Origin of the sequence: Cyclobacterium sp. SYSU L10401, assembly GCF_010993705.1 — a bacterium.
Lineage (GTDB): Bacteria > Bacteroidota > Bacteroidia > Cytophagales > Cyclobacteriaceae > Cyclobacterium.
On the sequence record NZ_WOFO01000007.1, the window covers coordinates 192030 to 214203 of the forward strand.

The following is a 22174-nucleotide window of genomic DNA, read 5'->3' on the forward strand; positions in this document are numbered from 1 at the left end:
AGGTCCCAAAGACCTCAACGGTTATGGACATCGACCTCAAGGGTTATAGACGATTGCGGTTTTCCCAATCCAGTCTTTCCCGGAGTGGGCAGAAAGTATCAAATCCCCTTTCCTACCTTGGCCAGGGCCTTTTGGTCAAACTGTCCTTCCAGCTCTATCACCAGGTATTCGGCATCCTCATTGGAACGGATCAGCAGCACCAGGCCCTTCATGCTGCGCTGTCCCAGGGCATAAATGGAAACGCCGCTGTCTTTTTCTTCCGCCTCCATCATCAGTTCGTAGTTTTCCCGTTCCAGTCCTTGCGCCAACTTTCTGAAATCGGAACGTGCCTGATTTCCCCTCACCGGGAGCTTAAACAGCTTCACCCGTTCGATGCTCTCCGTGATGGCAGACAGGTTGGCTTCTTCGATGTCTATGTCCCAGCCCTTGGCAAAATCCAGGAAGTTGCCCGCCAGATCCAGGTGAAAGAAGGATTCCTCCCCTTTGTATTGATTGTAAAGCCGATCTACGCTTTTACTTTGCCCAAAGAGGCTTAGGGGTAGGCAAAATAACAGAGAAAGGGAGACAATAGTCAGTGCATTTTTCATGATGGTGTAGTTGAATGTGTAATCGATATATAAATTTTTCAAAACTTATTCTTTGTTGCCCTGCCCGTATTCCTTCATACCTGGCAGGTTGGTTTTTTCGGAAAGCATGTTCAGGTCTTGATAGGTAAAATCCCCCAGCATGCTCATCAGGGTGAATTCGGTATTTGCTCCCGAAACCATCAGCAGCTCCTTTATCCTGCCTCCTTCCTCTCTGACCATAAACTTCAGCGAACTTCCCTTGTCTTTGATATCCATGAGCTCTTCGTACTTGTTGCGGTTGAGCAGTCCAATGGCCTCATCAAACATGTTTAGTCCACTTACCTGTTCACCGGAAAGGATACGGATGCCTTTCACTTTGGAAATCAGGGAAAAAAGCTCTTCTGCCTCCTCATCCCCCTCCACACTATTGGAACTAAGGAAGCCTCCTGCCATTTGCATCATTTTCGGGCTGATATATACCCGGGAAAAGCGCTCATCCTCCATGTATTTGTCATAAAAACGCTCAATGGCATCTTCCTGCGCTTGTACCAGTACAGGTAGAAGCAAAACGACCAATCCTACTAATTTTTTCATCTTTGATGTTGATTATTGATTTCATACCAATCTGTTCCTGCATTGAGGTATTTCAGATTTTCTACATTTTCCAGTTGCCGGCTACCTTTATTTAGCTGCTCCTGCAAGAGTACCATGGCCTCCACCACCTGCAGATAGGCCTGCTTTTGTTGCTGCTCCCGGTAGCTGGCATATCCCCACCAGCAGGCCATAAGGGTAAAGAGCAGGGCTATCCCGGCTACCATCCTTTGCCAGGGAAAAGCTGTAGCCGGTTTTGGGAAAACTTTGGGCTTTTCGTCTCTCAAAGCAGCCATGCCTTTTCTAAAGGTGGGTTGAGGCTGATTTTCAGTCAATCCTTCCTGCTCCCCAAAAAGCAAACTTTCTTCTTCCAGGCTGCTTTCCCCCTTCCAATATTTTTCCCACAATTCAGATTTGTCCGTTTCCATTGTTTTCCAGATAGGTTTTTAACTTTTTCCTTGCCCGGTGCAGGTTTACTTTGACCTGTTCTTCGGGCAATTCCATATAGCTTGCTATTTCCTGATGTGTCAATCCCTCCACCTCCCGGAGGTAGAAAATTTCCCTTTGTTTGGCCGGTAACAGGTCCAGAAACCTGTAAACCATTTTCACCTCCCGGGAAAAGTCCTGTTTCTCGCTCTCAACCTCCATCAGTTGGGAATCAGCTTCATCCAGTACTTCATGTTTTCCGTCCCTCCTGATTTGCATCAGTGACTCATTTTTCAATGTTTTCACCATCCAGCCCACAGGATTATTCATGTGTTCCAGCTGATTACTGTGCAGGAATCCCTTGGTCATGGTCTCCTGTACGGCATCCTGCGCTTTATCTCTGTCCTTTAACCAAAGCAAGGCAAAACGGTAAAGCCGGTTTTTAAGGGGCCAAATTTCGGTTTCAAAAAAGGACTTCATACAAGTAGGTGATGATTGAAAAACCGAAAGGTTACACTTTTCGGAAAAAATTTTCAAATAATTTTTCAGCGTTTCGGTTACCAGGCTAAGAAAAGCGAAAACTTTAAACAAGTGATCCCCGGCAGGGTTTAAACACAAATTTAAATAGTATGCCTCCTGACTATTTATTAATTTGCCACGGCAAAGTAAGCCTGAACAAAATGACAATAATTTTCAAGAAAACAGAGAATTCGGACAAAAAAAAAGCCCTGACAAAGTCAGGGCTACTGGTGGTGATGAGTGGGCTCGAACCACCGACTCACGGATTTTCAGTCCGATGCTCTACCAACTGAGCTACATCACCGCCGAAAGTGATGCAAAGGTAGGTAATTGTTACTTTTGTACAAATGATTTGGCTAAAAAAATAGAAGCATTAGATTAATCAATTCAATATGAGCAGCTTACCACAAATCCTTTTTTTACTGATATTAGGCGGGGCAGGATACCTGTTATACAGGCGGATCAGCTACCTCCGGCAGACCATCATGTTGGGAAAACCTGCCGCCCGCTCTGATCATCCCGGCGAAAGGTGGAAAACCATGGCTCTCGTCGCTTTTGGACAGAAAAAAATGTTCAAAAGAGTGGGGCCTGCACTGCTCCACCTGGTCATTTACATTTCTTTTGTGGTCATCAACCTGGAAGTTTTGGAATTTATGATCGATGGCCTGGCTGGTACTCATCGCATTTTTGCACCGGTTTTAGCTGGGTTTTATACGGTTGCTATCAATATTTTTGAAATACTGGCATTGGGAGTACTTGTCTCCTGCGTGTTTTTCCTCATTCGAAGAAACATTACCAAAGTACCCCGGCTCAGCTCAGCTGAATTAAAAGGCTGGCCACAATTGGATGCCAACCTGATCCTGTGGATAGAAATATTGTTGATGCTGGCCATATTAACCATGAATGCTACGGATCAGTTGCTGGCCTATCGGGGAGTAGCGCAGTACATTCCCTTGGGAGGCCTTTGGATCAGTGGCAGCATCCAATGGGTTTTTGAGGGGATGAGCGACAATGCACTGCTTTTTTGGGAAAGGTTTGCCTGGTGGTTCCACATCATTGGTATTCTGGCCTTTGCGGTGTATGTGACTTATTCCAAGCACCTCCATATTTTCCTGGCTTTTCCCAACACCTGGTATGCCAACCTGGAGCCAAAAGGCAAAATGCCCAACATGGAAGTGGTTACCCGGGAAGTTCAGCTGATGCTTGGCCTGCAAGCAGCTCCTGCAGGTAATGAGCCTGAACCGGCCGAAGTGGGTAGATTCGGAGCAAAGGATGTCAACGACCTATCCTGGGTAAATATCATGAATGCTTTCTCCTGCACGGAATGTGGCAGGTGCACGGCCGAATGTCCGGCCAACATTACAGGTAAAAAGCTTTCCCCCAGAAAAATCATGATGGATACCCGGGACCGGGCAGAAGAAGTAAGCCAGAATATAAAGGCCGGGAAGAAAGGTCTGGATGACGGCAAGTCGCTGCTGGGCGATTATATCAGCCAGGAAGAGATCAATGCCTGCACCAGTTGCAATGCCTGTGTAGAAGCCTGTCCGATTAACATAGACCCCTTGGCCATCATCCTGGAAATGAGGAGGTATACAGCCATGGAGGAAAGCGGTAGCCCTGCCCAGTGGAACGCCATGTTCCAGAATGTGGAAACCAGTTTTGCCCCGTGGAAATTTGCCCCTTCCGATCGTTTCAACTGGGCATCAGAAATCAATAAAGAAGAAAAGTAACCCGATAATCATGAATAACACTACCTATCAAGTCCCTACCATGGCGGAAAAAGCCGCTGCCGGTGAAAGTCCGGAGGTCCTCTTTTGGGTGGGGTGTGCCGGATCTTTCGATGAACGCTACAAGGCCGTCACCCTGGCTTTTGTTAAAATATTAAATAAAGTTGGAGTCAATTTTGCCGTTTTGGGGGAGGAAGAAACCTGTACTGGTGACCCGGCTAGAAGGGCCGGCAATGAATTTCTTTTCCAGATGCAGGCCATGAGCAATATTCAGGTGCTGGATGGTTATCAGGTCAAAAAGATCGTTACTGCCTGTCCCCACTGCTTCAATACCCTAAAAAATGAGTATCCCCAATTGGGAGGCAATTATGAAGTCATGCACCACTCCCAGTTTTTACAAGGGATGATCAATGAAGGTAAAATTGTACTGAAAGGAGGAGGGGACTTCAAAGGTAAGAAAATCACCTTTCACGACAGCTGTTTCCTGGGACGGGCCAACAATGTATACGAGGCCCCCAGAGAAGTGATCAAAGCGCTGGACCTGGAATTGGTAGAAATGAAAAGGTGTCGGTCCAAAGGACTCTGCTGTGGTGCCGGTGGTGCACAAATGTTTAAAGAGCCCGAAAAAGGAAAAAAAGACATCAACATAGAAAGAACCGAAGAGGCCTTGCAGACCGGTGCCCAAACGGTAGCCGTAGGCTGCCCGTTTTGCCTGACCATGATGGCCGATGGGATTAAAAATAAGGAAAAAGAAAAAGAGGTCCATGTGTTGGACCTGGCCGAGTTAATCGCCAAAGACCAGGGATTGTAAGCCCCATCGTCAAAAACCGACTACCACGTTTTTTTGGTAATTTGGTTTTTTTGAGAGATCTTAAAGCATATTTTGTATCATAATAAATTCAATCTACGTTAAATGGATGGTAGCATGGTTTTAATGCCAATGCCAAATCATTTGAATACATTAAAAACGAAGGAACCAAAGCATGTACATACCTTTTGAAGAAATGCCGGAAGAGGCCAGAATATGGGTGTATCAGGCAGATAGGCCATTTGATGAGCAGGAAAAAACCTGGATCATATCCAAATTGGTTACTTTCTGCAACCAATGGAACACACATGGCAGCTTGATGCCCAGTTCTTTTGATATCAAATACGACCAATTCATTATACTGGCAGTAGATGAAAGCCGTTTGGGTGCAAGCGGTTGCTCTATTGACAGTTCAGTAAAAATTTTACGTGAAATTGAAACTAAATTGAGCATTAACCTTTTGGATAGTGGTAAGGTTTCTTACGTGGACACCAATGGGGTTAAAGTAGCCTTTCTTCCTGAAATCAGGGAACATATTAATAAAGGAACTTTACAGGCCCAAAGTAAGGTATTCAATCCTGGGGTCAATAAAATAGCAGATTTGGAAAACAAATGGCTGATTCCAGCTGATAGCAGCTGGTTAAAAAAATATTTTGCCAAATAAATCTGTAGGGGAAGCCATACATATGAAAAGAGCAACGCATTCCAGTTCTACCTATTCCATTTTACTCCTCGTGGGGATCCTGCTGCTGCAAGTATCCTGTACCAGCCTGCAACAGAAAGCCCAAAACCAATTCAGTGCAGGCGAATACCAAATGGCCATCAATTCCTTTTCCAGACTACTTGAAAAGGAACCGGAAAACAGTGAAGCCAATTTCTATATTGCAGAAAGCTACCGCTTGTCCAATAGGGTAGAAAAAGCCGCAGAATATTATGAAAAAGTCACAGAAAAAAACGCCACTTTTGAAAGCCAGTACCACAAGGGTAAAAGCTTAAAGGGCAGGGGTGAATACGAAGCGGCAAGGGCTGCCTTTGAAGCGGCTAAAACCTTGACCATGGATGATGAAAGGATTGCGCTGGCAGAAAAAGAGATTAATAATATTGAGGCCATTTCATCCATAGAGCCCATCTGGCCCAACCATGAATTGGAGAATTATGAACTTCTGAATACTTCCGGGATAGATTATGCCCCGGTTTTAAGTGAAAACTACCTCTATTTTACCAGCTCCAGAGGAGCCGGAGATATGTATCCGGCCACCGGACAGGGTTACACCCGATTGTTCAGGGCAAGGGCAGAGGGGGTAAACGTAGACGTTCAAAACGTCCAAACCCTTCCAGAGTTTCAGAATGAAGGGGGATTGAATCAGGGAGCCATTGCCATCAGTCCGGATGGCAACACCATCATTTATGCCCGGGGCAATGCCGGCTCTAAAAACGACCTGCCCGATGTCAGTCTTTTTGCTTCTTACTTCAGAGGTGGGGGATTTACCGAACCAATTTTTATGCCGGTAAATGAAGAGCCCGAATATTGGAACTCCACACCTGCCTTCAGTCCTGATGGAGAGGTGCTCTATTTTGCATCCAACAGACCCGGAGGCTATGGAGGCACCGACTTGTACAAATCTACCAAACTGGCCAATGGCGACTTCGGAAATGTAGTCAACATGGGGCCTGAGGTCAATACTGCCGGCAATGAGATGTTTCCACGGCCCATGTCCAACGGAGAGTTTTACTTTTCCTCAGATGGGCATCCCGGCTACGGCAAGCTGGACCTCTTCGTATATAAAGAAGAAGATGGGCAAGCAATGGTGCGAAACCTGGGTCCCAATTTCAATTCTCTGGCAGATGATTTTGGCATCTTCTTTACTGATTATCCCAAGGAAGGTTTCATCACCTCAAACCGAGAAGGGGGTAAGGGAGATGATGATATTTATTATTTCAAAGACATGACCCCTCCACCAAAAGTGGTCAATGTATTGCTAAACGTGGAAACGAAAGAAAGACTGGAAACCGGAGAGGAGAAAATCCTACCCCAAACCCGAGTGGTACTATATGACGAAAACAACCAGACCATCGATGGAAACTTCTCCAGTCAAAACGGAAGGTTAAGATTCCCGCTAGAGCCAGAGAAAAACTACTCCATGATCGCTTCAAAGAATGGCTATTTTACCAAAAGTATTCCCTATAGTACGGTAGGAAAAACACCTTCTCAGGAAGAACTTATTGAGCAGGTTACCAATGTTACTTTAGATACCACCATTGTTTTGGAACAGTTGGTTTTGGAGCGGGCCATCGTACTTGAAAACATCTATTATGATTTGGACAAGGCTGAAATCCGGCCTGATGCGGCCGAAGAATTGGACAAACTGGTTCAGATCCTGAAAGACAATCCAGGCATCAGGATAGAACTTAGCAGCCATACCGATGCCAGAGCCAGTGATGCCTACAACGATGACCTTTCCCAGAGAAGGGCGGAATCTGCTGTTGAATACATCGTCTCTCAGGGAATTGACAGCGACCGGCTGGAAGCCAGGGGATATGGAGAAAGGCAGCTGATCATAGAAAATGCCCAAACCGAAGAAGAGCATCAGACCAACAGAAGGACGGAGTTTAAGGTAATAGAAATCACCGACTAAAATCCTTATCTTTGCCGCTTATCTGTTTTTTTCAAAGCCAAGGTTATGAACGAAAGGTACATGCAACGTGGGGTGTCAGCCTCCAAGGAAGACGTACACAGCGCCATTTCCAAATTGGACAAAGGCCTGTTCCCCAAAGCATTCTGTAAGGTAGTGGAAGACCTTTTGGGGAATGACCCCGACTACTGCAACATCATGCATGCCGATGGCGCAGGCACCAAATCCTCCCTGGCCTATCTGTATTGGAAAGCCACCGGAGACCTCAGTGTCTGGAAAGGCATTGCCCAGGATGCCATCATCATGAATATCGATGACCTTCTCTGTGTAGGGGCCGTCAACAATATATTGGTTTCTTCCACTATAGGGAGAAACAAAAACCTGATTCCGGGAGAAGTCATTGCTGCGTTGATCAATGGAACAGAGGAAGTATTGCAAATGTTGCGGGATCATGGGGTAAACGCCATGCTCACAGGAGGGGAAACTGCCGATGTGGGAGACCTGGTACGGACCATTATTGTGGACAGTACGGTAACCTGCAGAATGAAAAGGGAGGAGGTCATTTCCAATGACCAAATCAAGGCCGGAGATGTAGTGGTAGGTCTGGCCTCTTTTGGACAGGCCAGCTATGAATCCGGATACAACGGAGGAATGGGAAGCAACGGCCTGACTTCTGCCAGACATGATGTGTTCAAAAAAAGCCTCATGACTTCCTATCCCGAAAGTTTTGATCCTTCAGTTCCTGAGGATTTGTTATATTCCGGAAGTTATGACTTAACGGATCCGGCACCCGGAACACCATTGGACATGGGTAAATTGGTGCTTTCACCTACCAGAACCTATGCACCGGTAATCGCTGCCATACTCAAAGAACGCCGCCCGGACATTCATGGCCTGGTCCACTGTAGTGGTGGCGCACAGACCAAAGTACTGCACTTTATCGATGACCTGCATGTGATCAAAGATCAGCTTTTTGATACCCCACCACTCTTTTCCATCATCCAAAAAGAAAGTGGTACGGATTGGAAAGAAATGTACAAGGTTTTTAACATGGGACATCGCATGGAAATTTACCTGGAAGAAAAATGGGCTGAAGAGATCATTCAAATTGCGACTGACTTTGGGGTGCAGGCAAAAATTATTGGTCGGGTGGTCCCCTATCAGGGTAAAAAAGTTACGATTGATGGCAAACATGGTGTTTTTACCTACTAGGCTTGATCCTATTCGATAGTAAATGCGAGGCCTCTTTAAGTTTATAATCGCTACCGTTATTTTTTTGATCCTATTGGGAGTAGTTACCCTTAGCCCGGTAGATTGGACTCCCTATCAGGAAAAGGCCTATTACCAGGAGACCATGAGGTCTTTGGATAGCCTTAACCTTGACGGAAGTGATCAGGGCTTCCTGCTCGGAGGATGGGCGAGGGCCAATATTACACCGGATGCTCCAGTACCCCTGGTGGCCTACCGTCCCAGGGGGAATTATGAGTTTGTACAGGACAGCAGCTTTGTCAAAACCATTATCCTTGGCAATCAGGATTTTAAAGTGGCGTTTATCAATTATGAATTGTTAATTGTCCATCCTGAATTGGCACAGGCCATCACTTCGGTGATCCAACAAAAACAGGTTCCCATCAACCACATATATTTTACTGCCACCCATACCCACAGTGGCATGGGAGGAACCATCCCAGGTCCCTTGAGTACGCTCGCCCTTGGGGGCTGGGATACTACCCTGGTAAAACAAATTGCCGGAAACACCGTGCGGGCTTTGGAAGAGGCGATTGCCCAAATGGATACAGTCAAAATAAATTTTAAGAAAAGCCACGCCGGAGAATTCGTCACCAACCGCCTGATAGCCAACGATCCGGTCGATCCCTATATACGACAAATAACCATAACCCGGCCAAATGGGAAAACCGCCAGCCTGCTTACCTATAGTGCTCATGCCACTTGTCTGAGCAGTGGCTTTATGGGTTTGTCGGGGGATTATCCCTTCTACCTTTCAAAAAGAATGGAACAGGAACATGAGCTGGTCCTTTTTGCCGCAGGAGCGGTAGGAAGCCACCGTCCAATGGCTCCAGGAAATGATATTGAAAGCATTCAGGAATATGCCTCTCAGCTGGATGCTGTGGTAAGGCGGGAAACCACTGCTACGCAGCCTTTGGTGGGACATGCAGTTCTAGCCGGGAAGCTTCCCCTCAAACTCCGTGCCCCCCATTTCCGGATCAGTGATAACTGGCGAATCAGGCCCTGGCTATTTGATTGGGCCATTGGGGATTATCCGGCTCATTTTGACCTGGTACGGATAGGCAATACCTTATTTATTTCATCATCGGGGGAAGTCTCAGGTGTTTTTTACGATGCCTGGGAAAAAAGGGCAACCAAGCTGGGCCTTAACCTGATCATCACGACCTTCAATGGGGGCTATATTGGTTATATTACTCCGGACAAATACTACCATAGACAGCTGTATGAAGTCAGGGACATGAATTTTTATGGTCCGTACAATGGGGCCTATTTTAATGAACTGGTTTCCGGCTTAATTGACCTGGGAGCAAACCCATAAATGCTGGCCTGGTAAAAACCCTGGCAATACAGGCTTCTTCCCCGTTCCTCCCAGCCCCATTTTTCGAAATAATATCCGTATTCCGGAAGATCCCTTCTGGGATGCCTGGTAAGGATCCTGAAGGAATTGATCAGGGTTTTCAACAGCAGCATCTTGCTTGGGACAGGATAAAAATCGGCAAAAATCCAATGGGAATGTGCCTGTACCTTCGTTTGAATTTTTCTGAAAAGTTGGTCAATCTTTTCATCCGGCAAAACATCCAAAAAATATTGTGTAAAGACCACATCAAACTTCATGTCAGGCAAGGCATCAAATGAAGCAGCATGAATGAAGGTAACTTGCTGAAGCAAATCCATACTCAATCCCGATTGGCACTCCCGGATCATGGAAGCCGAAGCTTCCATATAAATCACTTTTCCCTTACTTCCGCACCTGTTTAGGATCTCCCGCATATTTGATCCTGCCCCTCCTCCCAAAACCAGCACCTGATCTCCCCTGCCGATACTATCCAAAAAGGCCAGTTTGCTGGCTTGAAATTCGTTTCCAAACAGTAAACTACCTAATCTTTCATAAAAAGGGGCCAATAGGCGATAATGGTCGGTAGTAGCTGTTTCTCTCATGGATTTATTCCAAAAAACATAAAAGCAAGGGGAGGGAAAAGGAAAGCTCCAACCGCCTCCTGGTTCTGGCAATGCTCACAGGGTGTTCCATAAAACTGATCATGTGTACCAGCATCATCAGCCCCCAGATCAGGGTATACCGGTGATAAAAGGAAGGAAGGACAATAAAAAGCAGCACCATATACATCAAGGAAAATGCAGCAAGGCCCCAAAGCAACTGGCGGGTCCTTTTCTTTCCCAAAACAGTCATGATAGAATGGTGTCCTTCTGCTTTGTCCAGGGCTGCATCCATATAGGACAAAAACACCAGGTTAAACCAGGCCAGAACAAAATAACCAGGAACAAAAAACAGCCAATTGGTGGAACCAAAACCGAAATCCTGTAACCAGAAAGGAGCCAGGCCAACTCCGCAAACATATAACAAGGCTGTCACAGCTTCCTTTAAAGCCGCCAATTTGACATGAACAAAACGCAAGCCTATAATGACGAGCAAAATCAGGGCAAATAATATCAGACCAGCACCCAGCATGCCATTCCAGGGCAACCATGCGGCAGCAAGGCCTATTCCCAAAATGGTAATAATCATGGTTATGATACTTAGTTTTTTAAAATGCCTCTGATGAAAGCGATGCCTTTTGGACAGGGCCAGTTGCGGAATACTTGTTGCGTCCAGGAGGTGGTCAAAGGTATAAATTGACCAAACCGCCATTCCAAGCAACAAGTAAATGAACCAGGGCAAGGACAAACGCATCATGTCCCCGAAAAAAAACATGCCGGCACATGATCCAGCCACCACATCCAACGAAAGGATGTTTATCTTTTCGAAAAACCCTGAAGAAACTTTCTGAATCAATTTCACCCGCTTATCTATTTGCGGGCAATTTAAATAATTGATCATTCCTAATCATTCAAAAATTTCTGTAATTTTCCACCTGGCTGAAACACCAACTCTATGAGAAAAATAATCTATGCCCTTTTTTTGCTGCTGGGCCACGGGGCTTTTGCTCAACAACCTGTAAAAGTAGCCTGTGTGGGTAATAGCATAACAGAAGGGCCCGGCAGGAATCACCCGGATAGCTACCCCCTACAATTACAAAAAAAACTGGGGAACGCTTACCTGGTAAAAAACTTTGGCGTCAGTGCAAGGACCCTCCTGAAGAAAGGAGATTTTCCTTTCTGGAATGAGCCTCAGTTTGAACAGGCCAAGGCATTTGAGCCGGACATCCTGGTCATCAAACTGGGCACAAATGATTCAAAACCGCAAAATTGGGTCCACAAGTCATCTTTCCTGGAGGATTATGTGGCAATGATTGATACGTATAAAAAACACATGCCAGATAATGGAAAAATCTACCTTTGCCTGCCTGTTCCTGTCTTTGAAGACAACTATGGCATCACAGAAAAAATTATTGTAGAAGAAATGGTTCCGCTGATCAGGGAAGCAGCCAGAAAAACCGGAACTACTGTAATTGACCTGCATACCGCTCTGGAACCCTACATCAGTCTTTTTCCGGATGGGGTACATCCCAATAAGAAAGGCGCAAAAATCCTCGCTGAAACCATAGCAGAAAATATTCAATAAGCCAACCTTTCAAATAGCCATTTATCGGTAGGGTTTATCAGTCCGGTAATCTACCGCTCTTATCCGCACTTCTCATCAGCCAGATGGGTTTCCTTGCCCGGTGCAATATCCGTATTATGTGCGGCTGCACAGCACCAGGCTTGGTACTTCCTACGCACAAAAAAATATTTAATCATAATTAATTCTCATTGCCTGAAATCCGCAATCCTCACAGATTTTACCCTAACTTAATCAATTGAAAATAGGATTATGTTGCAGATATAAAGCATTAACAAAATAAATTATTTCATAATAATTCAATGAATTTCACAAATATAGCTATATTGTTGATCAAATCAGTCTCCATAGGTCTGAAGAAATAACTTTACGAAATTACCTGCCCCATTTCCCCATACCTTCATCTGCTAATCCTAAAAGTCATGGCCGGGCTTCTTCCAGAACACCTGTCACAGCCTTTGGGTACTACAGCAAGACTGGAAAACGGGTCAGAAAGTGTGAATTTCCGATGCTGACTTTTGTCAGTTTACCTTTGGAATCTTTGTTGCTTGCTTTCAAATTACCTGTTCCTTGCATAAATTGTTGCTGTAGATGGGAGAACAAAAATCAATTACCGGTATAAAGGTATCCGAGAGAAAAAAATTTCTCAAAAATCTGATTCATGATATCGAAGCCCTGGATCAAATGATCCGGGAAGGGAAGATAGAAGCAAATGTCCAACGGATAGGAGCAGAGCAGGAGTTTGCACTGATCAACAAGCATTACAAACCCTCTAAAAATGGTCCCTTGATCTTGGGTAAACTGGAAAACAACCATTTCACTTCAGAATTGGCCATGTACAACCTGGAGCTAAACCTGGATCCTCAGGAGCTTAAAGATGGCTGCCTTTTAAAAATGGAAAAGCAACTGAGAAAGTACCTCAAAAATGCTGAAGAGGTTGCTTCCGGTTTTGGGGATTCGGTAATCCTAACGGGCATTTTACCCTCCATAGATCTTCGCTCGGGGCAGATGGATTACATGACACCTAATCCCCGGTACCAAGCCCTGGATGAAATCATCAAACAACTGAGGGGGCAGGATTTTGAGTTGAACATATCAGGGGTAGATGAACTGATTTTAGCCCATACCAATATTCTTTTTGAGGCCTGCAATACCAGCTTCCAATGTCATCTTCAGGTAAGCCCGGATGAATTTGTGGACCAATACAATTGGGCCCAGATGATATCCGGCCCCCTGCTATCGGTCTGCACCAATTCGCCTTTGTTGTTTGGCCGGGAGCTGTGGTCGGAGACCAGAATCCCGCTTTTTCAGCAGAGCATAGACATCCGGAGCAAAGGGTACCACCTGAAAGAAAAAGAGCAGCGGGTATCCTTTGGCAATCATTGGATCCGGGAAACCAGCGAAATTTACAAAGAAAACCTTGCCCGTTTTCCCCTGATCCTTACCCACAAGGCCACCGATAACTCACTGGCTGTACTGGCCGAAGGGGGAATTCCGAAATTGCAGGCCCTTCAATTGCACAACGGCACCATTTGGCGATGGAACAGGCCCTGCTATGGAACAAGCACCGGCCTGCCCCATTTACGCATAGAGAACCGATACCTACCCGCAGGACCTACCATTATGGATGAAATGGCCAACCTGGCCTTATGGGTAGGCCTGATGAAAGCCATGCCAGTGAGCTACAGGGGTGCCTGGCACAGGAAGTCCTTTGAAGATACCAAAGGGAATTTTTACAGGGCAGCTACATCGGGCATCTACAGCAGCATGGTCTGGAACAACCGGATGGTTCCGGCTCAAAAACTCATGCTGGATCAACTTCTGCCCCTGGCCAGGACAGGCCTGTCAAAAGCTGGCGTTTCCGACGAAGAATCCAATAGGTACCTGAATATCATCGAAGGAAGAGTTAAATCGGGACAGACGGGCAGCAGTTGGCTGATAAAAAGTTATCGTAAAATAAAGAAACACATGAGCAGGGATGAGGCCATGGTAACCTTGACCGCTGCCATGCAAAAGCGCCGGAAAGCGGATCTACCGGTCAGTGAGTGGCGGGCAGCCTCCGCATCAGAACTGAAAACAATTCCCATACAGTATGACTGGATCGGTAACATCATGACAACCAACCTGATCACCGTACAGGAGGATGATCTGATCACCTTGGTAGAAAAAATCATGGAATGGAAAAACATCCATCACATCCCGGTGGAGGACAAACAGGGGAAGTTTAAAGGTTTAATCACTACTTCCACCCTACAAAAGCTCGGGGAAAAAACTGATGGAATGGAAATTGCGAAGAACATCATGATTTCAGACGTTATCACCATAGGCCCGGAAACAGATATCAAATATGCCATGTTGCTGATGGTCAATAAAAAAATTAGTTGCCTCCCCGTGGTAGACGGTGACCGCCTTATCGGATTGGTAACCGACAAGGACGCAAAGGGAATTTGGGAAAAACTTTACCAAAAGAACAATGCCTGATACGCTTCTGACAACGGATAACCCGAGGGTCCTGTTTGCTCACCACCAGAAGGTTGATTTGCCTACGCTGGTTGTCATCGTGGGCATACACGGGAATGAACCTGCCTCTGTTCATGCAATGGAAGCACTTTTTAAAGATAAAAATATCCCGAAATTTGATTTCAAGGGGAATGTTTTTATCCTCAAGGGAAACGCCGAAGCATTAAAATTTCAACAAAGATTCATTGGTAAAGACCTTAACCGAATCTGGACCAGTGAAAACCTGCAGCTTGTAAGGATGAAAAATATGGAGGAACCTGGTTTTAGCTATCCTGAACTGAAGGAACTGGCCTTACTGGACCAGCTAATCACTACCATAGTAGCTATATACGGTTCAGGTAAAATTTTATTTACCGATCTCCATACCACTTCTTCGGAAAGCTGTGCCTTTTTACCCTTCAACGACACCCTTCCCAACCGGAAAATGGCCAAACATTTTCCGGTACCGCTGGTACTGGGAATAGAAGAATACCTGGATGGACCCTTGATGAGTCATATCAATGATCTCGGTTTTCCCGCACTGGGATTTGAAGCTGGAAAACATGATGACCCCCAAAGTGCCAAAAGGCATAAGGCCTTTATCAAGCTTTGCATGTTTCACCTGGGAATCATAGAAATGTCTGATGCTGATATAGAAAAGGAAGAAATGCTTCTAAAAAATACTTTGGGAATCAAAAGCGGTTTTTACGAAATATTGTGCCGCTATCCTGTAGGCCCGGATCAATCATTTGAAATGAGGCCAGGATTTAAAAATTTCAACCCCATAAAAAAGGGACATGAATTGGCCAGAAATAATGGGTTCCCAGTCATCAGTCAGCACAAGGGGATGGTTTTCCTTCCTTTGTATCAAAGTAAGGGGCAAGATGGTTTTTTTATTGTTAAACCTGTTTCTTCCTTCTGGCTTTGGCTGTCCAGTTGGCTGAGGAGAACATTTTTGCCCGACTTACTCCCCCTTCTTCCCGGAATATCCAGGAAAGAACCATCCGGCAACAGGTATCTGGTCAATCCTGCGATTGCCCGATGGCTGAATAAAGAGATTTTTCATTTATTGGGTTTTAGAATACACTATAAAGCCCTGAAAAACCAATGGGAAATAATTAAAAGAGATTGACGTATCTTGCCCAAAATTATTTTCCTTCAGTAGGTTGACCCGAATTAAACCTTACCGGTTGATTTGCAGTTTAACGTTTATATGCTTCATTATACCACATACCAGCTTAAGAAGGATGCACCCTGGGTGACCTTTGTGCATGGTGCCGGTGGCAGCAGTGCCATCTGGTTCAGGCAAATCCGGGATTTTAAGAAATCTTTTAACGTATTGCTGGTAGACCTTCGTGGTCATGGAAAATCCAAAAATCATGTTTATGAAAAGCTGAAGCAATATTCCTTTGATGTCATTGGAAATGAAGTCGTGGAAGTGCTGGACCACCTTAAAATAAATCAATCTCATTTTGTGGGCATATCATTGGGGACCATCATTATCCGGGAAATAACTGAAAGGCATCCTGAAAGGGTCAGCAGTATGATTTTAGCCGGCGCCATAATGAAATTGAATATCCGGGGCCAAATACTCATGCGCCTGGGAATTATATTAAAATCTGTCATTCCCTACCTGCTGTTGTATAAGCTATTTGCCTTTATCATCATGCCCAGAAAGAACCACAAAGCCTCCAGGTACCTCTTCGTTCAGGAGGCAAAAAAACTCTACCAAAAAGAATTTATCCGCTGGTTTACTCTGGCAGCAAAGGTAAATCCTTTATTGGCATTTTTCAGGATCAAGGAAACCTCCATCCCAACCCTTTATGTCATGGGAGAAGAAGATTACATGTTCTTGCCTTCCATCACTAAACTGGTAAATAACCACAGTGCAGCAAAGCTTGAAATAATCCCTGCCTGTGGTCATGTAGTCAATGTGGAAAAACCAGAAAAATTTAACCAAATTGTCTTGCGCTTCCTCCAAGCCTAATCGCTCCATAGTTTGCCGATTTATAGGCCTGTTGTGATAAGGCTTGTGGAGTTTCAATAGTAACAATTGACCGGCTTCGGGTATTGATATGAAATTTCGGTTTTATGCACCATATTCACTACCTGAGCTTCTTTTTATTACTGGTAATAACCTTGCCTCTTTATGGGCAAAAATTAGATTTTTCGGACGCAGTGATCCTGCAAAAAAGTTCCGGTCAAAGGGCCGAGTAGCATGCCCGGTTTTTCTTTGGTCCTGAATGGGTGGAGCCCATAACCCAGGGCCTATTGGCAGAAGAAGTCAACCTGAAAGGACCCCTATTGACCAACCAACAGGTTCCCCTGACACTGCTGCAATGGTAGGAAATGGAAAAACGGGCTAACCAAAAAATGATGGGGAATTTTCGTTTTCAGATGGGCCTGATCCGGGCTTATTTTGATGCGCATATCCAGCAAAAACTGATGTATGATACCCAAAAAGAACAAAGCGCAAGAAATCGCTTGAGACTGGGCAAAGAAAATGGAAGCCAGAGGGCAATAGATGAGGCGATCCGGATCCTGGAAAGACCCTCGACAGATCCCGGGGCTTATCAGCTCAAACAAAGGTGTGAACAATTGGGGTAAGGTGATCAACACAAAACCCTGGGAAGCAGACCCCGGAAGTCTCTATGGGCCCGGGTTAGTTTTGGGGTTGGGCTTAAAGGTGAGGAGTGGGTACATGAGGTGCAAGCCATAGGTTTTGAGGGTATTTCCACTCCCAAGGCCTGGAGACACAGGTCAATACGCTTTTTGATACACCTTTGCAAATCAGGTATAAAGACCTTAATCCCGATATAAAATATCAGCTGAAAGTGGCTTAAACTGGCAGGTTTAGATCAAAAATGAAGCTTACTGTTGCAGAAAATATACTCATCCATGATTTTATTGAAACCGGCCACCAACCTGTATATTCTTTCCCCCTTCCACAAAAAGCCTATCAGGACGGATCCATAACCTTTACCTGGACCTGTGGTGAAGGAGAACGTGGGTCACAAGTTGCTGAAATCTAAATCATCCCGGAAACTGAGTAAAAAAAACAATCTTTTTTCAAGAATAATAGGACAAATTCAGGTTAATCTACTGAAAAACAAGCCGTTGAATTTGATAAAAGTATTTTTTCCCAGGATCAATCACAAAAAAATCAATTTTAAAATTATCCAAACCTAAAATAATGCATTTCGAAATAATTAAAACATTATGTGCATTTTTTCAGTAATTTATTTGTTAAAATATTGGTTTTATACTTTTTTACTTCCTAATTTTCGGATGTTAAAGAAATGAAAAACGGATTAGGAAAGCAAAGTGAAGTAGGAAATCCGTAAGGGAAGTTGGTTATTTTTTAATGTAGGGTTTGTCCGGGGTCTTATGGCAACATAAGGCTCCGGCATTTTTTTTAAATAAAAAATTCTGTCAAAATCGCTATTCCGGAAGCCAGTAATATAATCAGGAGTTTTTGCAGGTGAAAACGGTGCTGCGGTGAGCTTTCAAATAAGATAATGGTAGAAATATGAAGAAAACCTCCTGCCACCAGGCCAAAAAGGATGTTTAGTGTTCCTCTTCCGATCAATTGCTGGTCATACAAAAAATCTGTTGACACCATGCCTAGGGGTGATGCCAGGGAAAACAATACCAACAGCAGTATAATTCCCATCCTATTTAACCTACTCATCAAAACGGCTACCAAGGCAAAAGCCTCCGGCATTTTGTGCAAAATCATCCCGATCAGAAGGGTTTCACTCCCATGATGGTGCCCTGCAAGCATGGGTTGTTTGGAAAGCAGGGTGCCTTCCAGGAAGGCATGTAAAAACAATCCAATCATCAGGGTCCAGACGCTGTTGCCCATCCCATGACTGCCATGATCATGGATGTGACCATGCTCTATCCCGGAAGACATAAAGTCCAGCACCTGTTGCAGCAAAAAGCCCAATAGAATATACAGGCCCATGTAATAGGCTGAATCCTGGTCAGCGAAGAGTTCCGGGAAAATATGCAAAATGGTAATGGCAAATAAATAGGCCCCGGCAAAAATCAGTGCCAGTTTGAAGCTTTTTTCTTTCCATTCCGGAATAATCAGTGCCAGTAAACCCGCACCAAAAGCAGCCATAAAAAGTAAGACAAAATGCATCATAACATAAATTGGGTTATCCGGATTATTCCTTATCCAATGTAGAAATATAAGGAATCAAGCCTTCACTTACAAAGGATTGCATCTGTCCGCGGTCATCATTGAAAATAAGAAAAACTTCCAAGCCATCTGTGGTTTCGTAAATTTCCCTGGCCCCATCGACACCCAATACCATAAATGCAGTGGCAAAGGCATCGGCCGTCATGCAATCATCGGCCACCACTGTAGCACTCAAAAGGGAATGTTCTACCGGGTATCCGGTAAAGGGGCTGATGGTATGGGAATATTTGACAGAATCCTTAACATAAAAATTACGGTAATTTCCAGAAGTAGCCATACCTTTATTGTCTAAGGCAAGAATGCTATAGATTTCATTGGCCAAGCCCTCTTCTTCCGGACGGGAAATACCAACCTTCCAAAGTTCACCCTTGTCATTAACACCCCTGCTGACCAGCTCCCCGCCAATCTCCACGAGGTAATTCTGAATTCCCATTTCACCGAGGAACTCCGCCACCCTATCCACTCCATACCCTTTAGCAATGGCACTAAGGTCCAGATAAACATCCGATTTGGTTTTCCTTATTCCGTTCTTGTCAAAAACCAACTGATCAAAACCCACTTGATCCAGTAGCTGCTCCACACCTGTGCTATCCTTCATTGAAGCGCCTTCAGGACCGAAGCCCCAGGCATTAACCAATGGCCCGACGGTAGGGTCAAAGGCTCCTTTTGTGGCATCAAATATAGCTTTGCTCTTTTCAAGTACCGTATAGAAATGAGTGGATTCAAATTCCAATGAATCCATCCGGTTAAACCTGCTGATTTCAGAGTCAGGGATATAGGTAGACAAAGCATTGTTAATTTCAACCAGTAAAGCGTCGATCTCCTTTTTAAAATCTCTTCTTCCCTCATCCAGGTAAACAATCCTGTAGCTGGTACCCATGGTAGGCCCGGAAACCACCATTTTCGGACCCTCCTCACCCGGAGTATCAGGGCTGTTTTTATTCTGTCTGTAGAGATAAACCATGAATACCACCAACAACAACAAAATGCTGTAAATGATATTTTTCTTGGCTGATTTTCGCATAAAACAAGGCTTGTTTTAATTTCCCGAAAGTTAATTCTTATTTTTCAAATGCTCATCGTTTTCAACCATAATCCTGGTTTGCGAATCTTTGGCAAGCATACCTTTGGTCTGCAAAGCTGGGATGAATTTTCTATATTTGTACATCTTAGAAAGATCATATGAGAGAAGATTATCTGCGTGGGGACCAGGAGGGCATGGCCCCGGGTGACAAGGAAATTGAAAAAGCTTTAAGACCTTTAAGCTTTGATGATTTCACCGGCCAGCAAAAGACCGTGGAAAACATAAAGATATTTGTTTTGGCTGCAAAAAAGCGCGGGGAATCACTGGATCATGTTTTGCTGCATGGTCCTCCTGGATTGGGAAAAACCACCCTGAGCCATATCATTGCCAATGAACTGGAATCCAGCCTGAAGATTACTTCTGGCCCGGTATTGGACAAACCTTCAGACCTGGCGGGACTGCTCACCAATCTGGAAGATGGAGATGTCCTGTTTATTGATGAAATCCACCGTTTAAATCCCATTGTGGAAGAATACCTTTATTCTGCCATGGAGGATTTCCGGATTGACATCATGCTCGACTCGGGTCCCAATGCCCGGTCTGTGCAAATCAGCCTTAACCCCTTTACACTGGTGGGAGCCACCACAAGATCGGGACTGCTCACTTCTCCTCTCAGGGCTCGTTTTGGCATCAATGCCCGCCTGGAATATTACGATGCGGAATTGCTCTGCACCATTGTCAAAAGGTCCGCTTCCATACTGGGAACACCCCTGGATGAAGCGGCGGCCTTCGAAATAGCCAGAAGAAGTCGCGGTACACCGAGGATTGCCAATACACTACTGAGAAGGACGCGTGACTTTGCAGAGATCAAGGGAGATGGTCGCATCAACCTGGATATAGCCAAAATTGCCCTGAATGCCCTGAATGTAGACGAAAATGGACTGGATGAAATGGATAACCGCATTCTCCTCACCATTATCAAAAAATTCAGTGGCGGGCCGGTGGGCCTTTCCACCATCGCCACGGCTTGTGGAGAAGAAGCAGAGACCATTGAGGAAGTCTATGAACCTTTCCTGATTCAGGAAGGCTACCTCAAAAGAACCAGCAGGGGAAGGACCGCCACGGAAATGGCTTACAAACACCTTAAGCTCAAGCCGGACTTTGGTGGTCAATCCGGAAGTCTTTTTGATCTTTAGGTCCCGAGTCGGCCGATCCCAATTAATTTTGATTATGAATAGCCTGGAAAAAAATACCCTTCTGATCAAAAAAACAGCTCAAAAATTGGGCTTTGATTATTGCGGAGTGGCAAAAGCGGAATACCTGGAAGAAGAAGCCCCAAAACTAGAAGCCTGGCTGGCAAAAAATTACCATGGAAAAATGGCCTACATGGCCAATCATTTTGACAAAAGACTGGACCCCGGAAAACTCGTGGACGATGCCCGATCGGTGATCAGTCTGATGTACAATTACTACCCTCCAAAAAAACTGCCTGAGGAAAAAGATGACGTGAAAATCGCCAAATATGCCTACGGCAAAGATTACCACTTTGTCATCAGGGATAAACTCAAAAACTTTTTAGAAATCCTCAGAGAAGAAATCGGCGAAATCCATGGAAGGGCATTTGTAGATAGTGCACCTGTCATGGAAAGACAATGGGGCCAAAAAGCAGGCCTGGGCTGGACGGGCAAAAACAGCCTGCTTCTCAATAAAAACAGCGGTAGCTTTTTTTTCCTTGCGGAGTTGATCATAGACCTTCCCTTACAATATGACAACCCCATTACCAAAGATTATTGCGGCACCTGTACGCGTTGTATCGATGCCTGTCCCACTGATGCCATCGTTCAGGACAACCTGATCGATGCCTCCAAATGCATTTCCTATCTTACCATTGAGCTGAAGGAAGAAATTCCAACCGAATTTAAGGGCAAAATGGAAAATTGGGCCTTTGGATGTGACATATGCCAGGATGTTTGCCCCTGGAACCGCTTTTCCAAAGCCCATCAGGAAAGGGAGTTTCTGCCTTCCCCCGACCTGGAGAAAATAGAATGGGAGGAAATCACCAAAGAAACTTTTAACCGGGTCTTTAAAAAATCAGCAGTAAAACGCAGCAAATGGGAGGGCTTAAAAAGAAACATCCAATTTTTAAGGAGTACTTAATGGAGTAAGTAACTTATGTTACTTGAGAAGGGATGCAACTTTCGTTTTTTTACCTGCTGGTTTAACCAAAAATTAATATTAGTTGGCTTTTAAAAAAAATGAGGTCGGTTTTAAAACAAAAAGGAGAACCTCTGACTTTAATAATGGTTAAAACGATTAGACTAAAAACCTAAAATTAAAAATAAAATTCATATTATTGTATTATTCAGTCAAACTAATAAAAAACAACTTTTTATGCTTAGAATTTTAAAA

22 protein-coding genes and 1 tRNA gene are annotated in these 22174 nt (G+C 44.7%); 14 read left to right on the forward strand and 9 right to left on the reverse strand.

Going from position 1 to position 22174, the window contains the following annotated elements; genetic code table 11:
- Positions 1-98: 98 nt before the first annotated feature.
- From GL182_RS16905 to GL182_RS16925, 5 genes are all read right to left on the reverse strand, one after another.
- Positions 99-587: a DUF4252 domain-containing protein gene (locus tag GL182_RS16905; protein WP_163380950.1), complete on the reverse strand. Its 489-nt coding sequence runs from the start codon at positions 585-587 to the stop codon at positions 99-101.
- 45 nt (positions 588-632) lie between these two features.
- The gene (locus GL182_RS16910; RefSeq protein WP_163380951.1) at positions 633-1160 is read right to left on the reverse strand and encodes a DUF4252 domain-containing protein; all 528 of its coding nucleotides are present in this window, start codon (positions 1158-1160) and stop codon (positions 633-635) included.
- The gene (locus tag GL182_RS16915) at positions 1157-1585 is read right to left on the reverse strand and encodes a hypothetical protein (protein ID WP_163380952.1); all 429 of its coding nucleotides are present in this window, start codon (positions 1583-1585) and stop codon (positions 1157-1159) included. The genes GL182_RS16910 and GL182_RS16915 overlap by 4 nt, the downstream gene beginning before the upstream one ends.
- On the reverse strand, positions 1566-2063 hold the full coding sequence (locus GL182_RS16920; protein WP_163380953.1) for an RNA polymerase sigma factor: 498 nt from the start codon (positions 2061-2063) through the stop codon (positions 1566-1568). The genes GL182_RS16915 and GL182_RS16920 overlap by 20 nt, the downstream gene beginning before the upstream one ends.
- A gap of 267 nt (positions 2064-2330) precedes the next feature.
- Positions 2331-2406, reverse strand: a tRNA-Phe gene (locus tag GL182_RS16925).
- An 88-nt stretch (positions 2407-2494) separates the two neighbouring features.
- Here GL182_RS16925 and GL182_RS16930 point away from each other — a divergent pair.
- The 6 genes from GL182_RS16930 to GL182_RS16955 all read left to right on the forward strand — a co-directional run bounded on the left by GL182_RS16930 (position 2495) and on the right by GL182_RS16955 (position 9836).
- Entirely contained in the window at positions 2495-3832 is a 1338-nt protein-coding gene (locus GL182_RS16930) for a 4Fe-4S dicluster domain-containing protein (RefSeq protein ID WP_163380954.1), read from the forward strand.
- A 10-nt stretch (positions 3833-3842) separates the two neighbouring features.
- Positions 3843-4640: a (Fe-S)-binding protein gene (locus tag GL182_RS16935; RefSeq protein ID WP_205603675.1), complete on the forward strand. Its 798-nt coding sequence runs from the start codon at positions 3843-3845 to the stop codon at positions 4638-4640.
- Between the two features lie 172 nt (positions 4641-4812).
- Positions 4813-5301: a hypothetical protein gene (locus tag GL182_RS16940; RefSeq protein ID WP_163380955.1), complete on the forward strand. Its 489-nt coding sequence runs from the start codon at positions 4813-4815 to the stop codon at positions 5299-5301.
- A 22-nt stretch (positions 5302-5323) separates the two neighbouring features.
- Entirely contained in the window at positions 5324-7273 is a 1950-nt protein-coding gene (locus tag GL182_RS16945; RefSeq protein ID WP_163381047.1) for an OmpA family protein, read from the forward strand.
- 45 nt (positions 7274-7318) lie between these two features.
- A complete protein-coding gene (locus GL182_RS16950) occupies positions 7319-8482 on the forward strand; it encodes an AIR synthase related protein (RefSeq protein WP_163380956.1) in 1164 nt (387 codons plus the stop codon).
- A 22-nt stretch (positions 8483-8504) separates the two neighbouring features.
- Positions 8505-9836 (forward strand): neutral/alkaline non-lysosomal ceramidase N-terminal domain-containing protein, encoded by a 1332-nt coding sequence (locus GL182_RS16955; RefSeq protein WP_163380957.1) that lies wholly within the window; start codon positions 8505-8507, stop codon positions 9834-9836.
- Here the strand turns inward: GL182_RS16955 and GL182_RS16960 are convergent.
- A complete protein-coding gene (locus GL182_RS16960) occupies positions 9785-10456 on the reverse strand; it encodes a class I SAM-dependent methyltransferase (protein WP_163380958.1) in 672 nt (223 codons plus the stop codon). The genes GL182_RS16955 and GL182_RS16960 overlap by 52 nt on opposite strands.
- 4 nt (positions 10457-10460) lie before the next feature.
- Positions 10461-11354: a DUF3488 domain-containing protein gene (locus GL182_RS16965; RefSeq protein WP_163380959.1), complete on the reverse strand. Its 894-nt coding sequence runs from the start codon at positions 11352-11354 to the stop codon at positions 10461-10463.
- A 54-nt stretch (positions 11355-11408) separates the two neighbouring features.
- Here GL182_RS16965 and GL182_RS16970 point away from each other — a divergent pair, with 54 nt between their 5' ends.
- The 6 genes from GL182_RS16970 to GL182_RS16995 all read left to right on the forward strand — a co-directional run bounded on the left by GL182_RS16970 (position 11409) and on the right by GL182_RS16995 (position 17566).
- Positions 11409-12038, forward strand: coding sequence for a GDSL-type esterase/lipase family protein (locus GL182_RS16970; protein ID WP_163380960.1), 630 nt, complete (start codon positions 11409-11411; stop codon positions 12036-12038).
- 588 nt (positions 12039-12626) lie between these two features.
- Complete coding sequence (locus GL182_RS16975) at positions 12627-14516, forward strand: CBS domain-containing protein (RefSeq protein WP_163380961.1); 1890 nt, start codon at positions 12627-12629, stop codon at positions 14514-14516.
- On the forward strand, positions 14509-15666 hold the full coding sequence (locus GL182_RS16980; RefSeq protein WP_163380962.1) for a succinylglutamate desuccinylase/aspartoacylase family protein: 1158 nt from the start codon (positions 14509-14511) through the stop codon (positions 15664-15666). The genes GL182_RS16975 and GL182_RS16980 overlap by 8 nt, the downstream gene beginning before the upstream one ends.
- Positions 15667-15747: 81 nt before the next feature.
- The gene (locus tag GL182_RS16985) at positions 15748-16521 is read left to right on the forward strand and encodes an alpha/beta fold hydrolase (protein ID WP_163380963.1); all 774 of its coding nucleotides are present in this window, start codon (positions 15748-15750) and stop codon (positions 16519-16521) included.
- A 386-nt stretch (positions 16522-16907) separates the two neighbouring features.
- A complete protein-coding gene (locus GL182_RS16990; RefSeq protein WP_163380964.1) occupies positions 16908-17141 on the forward strand; it encodes a hypothetical protein in 234 nt (77 codons plus the stop codon).
- A 257-nt stretch (positions 17142-17398) separates the two neighbouring features.
- Positions 17399-17566, forward strand: coding sequence for a hypothetical protein (locus tag GL182_RS16995; RefSeq protein WP_163380965.1), 168 nt, complete (start codon positions 17399-17401; stop codon positions 17564-17566).
- Between the two features lie 383 nt (positions 17567-17949).
- Here GL182_RS16995 and GL182_RS17000 read toward each other — a convergent pair whose 3' ends face one another.
- Positions 17950-18684 carry a ZIP family metal transporter gene (locus GL182_RS17000; RefSeq protein WP_163380966.1) on the reverse strand — a complete coding sequence of 245 codons (735 nt, stop codon included), beginning with the start codon at positions 18682-18684 and terminating at the stop codon, positions 17950-17952.
- 22 nt (positions 18685-18706) lie between these two features.
- Positions 18707-19765: an FAD:protein FMN transferase gene (locus tag GL182_RS17005; protein ID WP_163380967.1), complete on the reverse strand. Its 1059-nt coding sequence runs from the start codon at positions 19763-19765 to the stop codon at positions 18707-18709.
- 158 nt (positions 19766-19923) lie between these two features.
- Between GL182_RS17005 and ruvB the strand changes: the two genes are divergently transcribed.
- Together ruvB and queG are read left to right on the forward strand one after the other, a co-directional pair.
- Positions 19924-20961, forward strand: a complete 1038-nt coding sequence (ruvB, locus tag GL182_RS17010) for a Holliday junction branch migration DNA helicase RuvB (RefSeq protein WP_163380968.1) — start codon at positions 19924-19926, stop codon at positions 20959-20961.
- 34 nt (positions 20962-20995) lie between these two features.
- On the forward strand, positions 20996-21922 hold the full coding sequence (gene queG, locus GL182_RS17015; protein ID WP_163380969.1) for a tRNA epoxyqueuosine(34) reductase QueG: 927 nt from the start codon (positions 20996-20998) through the stop codon (positions 21920-21922).
- Positions 21923-22174 lie beyond the last annotated feature (252 nt).

Coding starts and splice junctions, on each gene's coding strand:
- GL182_RS16960 (WP_163380958.1), bottom strand. CDS start 10,456: ATGAGAGAAACAGCTACTACCGACCATTATCGCCTATTGGCCCCTTTT.
- GL182_RS17005 (WP_163380967.1), bottom strand. CDS start 19,765: ATGCGAAAATCAGCCAAGAAAAATATCATTTACAGCATTTTGTTGTTG.
- GL182_RS17000 (WP_163380966.1), bottom strand. CDS start 18,684: ATGATGCATTTTGTCTTACTTTTTATGGCTGCTTTTGGTGCGGGTTTA.
- GL182_RS16930 (WP_163380954.1), top strand. CDS start 2,495: ATGAGCAGCTTACCACAAATCCTTTTTTTACTGATATTAGGCGGGGCA.
- GL182_RS16985 (WP_163380963.1), top strand. CDS start 15,748: ATGCTTCATTATACCACATACCAGCTTAAGAAGGATGCACCCTGGGTG.
- GL182_RS16920 (WP_163380953.1), bottom strand. CDS start 2,063: ATGAAGTCCTTTTTTGAAACCGAAATTTGGCCCCTTAAAAACCGGCTT.
- GL182_RS16975 (WP_163380961.1), top strand. CDS start 12,627: ATGGGAGAACAAAAATCAATTACCGGTATAAAGGTATCCGAGAGAAAA.
- ruvB (WP_163380968.1), top strand. CDS start 19,924: ATGAGAGAAGATTATCTGCGTGGGGACCAGGAGGGCATGGCCCCGGGT.
- GL182_RS16910 (WP_163380951.1), bottom strand. CDS start 1,160: ATGAAAAAATTAGTAGGATTGGTCGTTTTGCTTCTACCTGTACTGGTA.
- GL182_RS16950 (WP_163380956.1), top strand. CDS start 7,319: ATGAACGAAAGGTACATGCAACGTGGGGTGTCAGCCTCCAAGGAAGAC.
- GL182_RS16970 (WP_163380960.1), top strand. CDS start 11,409: ATGAGAAAAATAATCTATGCCCTTTTTTTGCTGCTGGGCCACGGGGCT.
- GL182_RS16955 (WP_163380957.1), top strand. CDS start 8,505: ATGCGAGGCCTCTTTAAGTTTATAATCGCTACCGTTATTTTTTTGATC.
- queG (WP_163380969.1), top strand. CDS start 20,996: ATGAATAGCCTGGAAAAAAATACCCTTCTGATCAAAAAAACAGCTCAA.
- GL182_RS16990 (WP_163380964.1), top strand. CDS start 16,908: ATGATGGGGAATTTTCGTTTTCAGATGGGCCTGATCCGGGCTTATTTT.
- GL182_RS16940 (WP_163380955.1), top strand. CDS start 4,813: ATGTACATACCTTTTGAAGAAATGCCGGAAGAGGCCAGAATATGGGTG.
- GL182_RS16945 (WP_163381047.1), top strand. CDS start 5,324: ATGAAAAGAGCAACGCATTCCAGTTCTACCTATTCCATTTTACTCCTC.
- GL182_RS16935 (WP_205603675.1), top strand. CDS start 3,843: ATGAATAACACTACCTATCAAGTCCCTACCATGGCGGAAAAAGCCGCT.
- GL182_RS16995 (WP_163380965.1), top strand. CDS start 17,399: ATGAAGCTTACTGTTGCAGAAAATATACTCATCCATGATTTTATTGAA.
- GL182_RS16965 (WP_163380959.1), bottom strand. CDS start 11,354: ATGATCAATTATTTAAATTGCCCGCAAATAGATAAGCGGGTGAAATTG.
- GL182_RS16905 (WP_163380950.1), bottom strand. CDS start 587: ATGAAAAATGCACTGACTATTGTCTCCCTTTCTCTGTTATTTTGCCTA.
- GL182_RS16980 (WP_163380962.1), top strand. CDS start 14,509: ATGCCTGATACGCTTCTGACAACGGATAACCCGAGGGTCCTGTTTGCT.
- GL182_RS16915 (WP_163380952.1), bottom strand. CDS start 1,585: ATGGAAACGGACAAATCTGAATTGTGGGAAAAATATTGGAAGGGGGAA.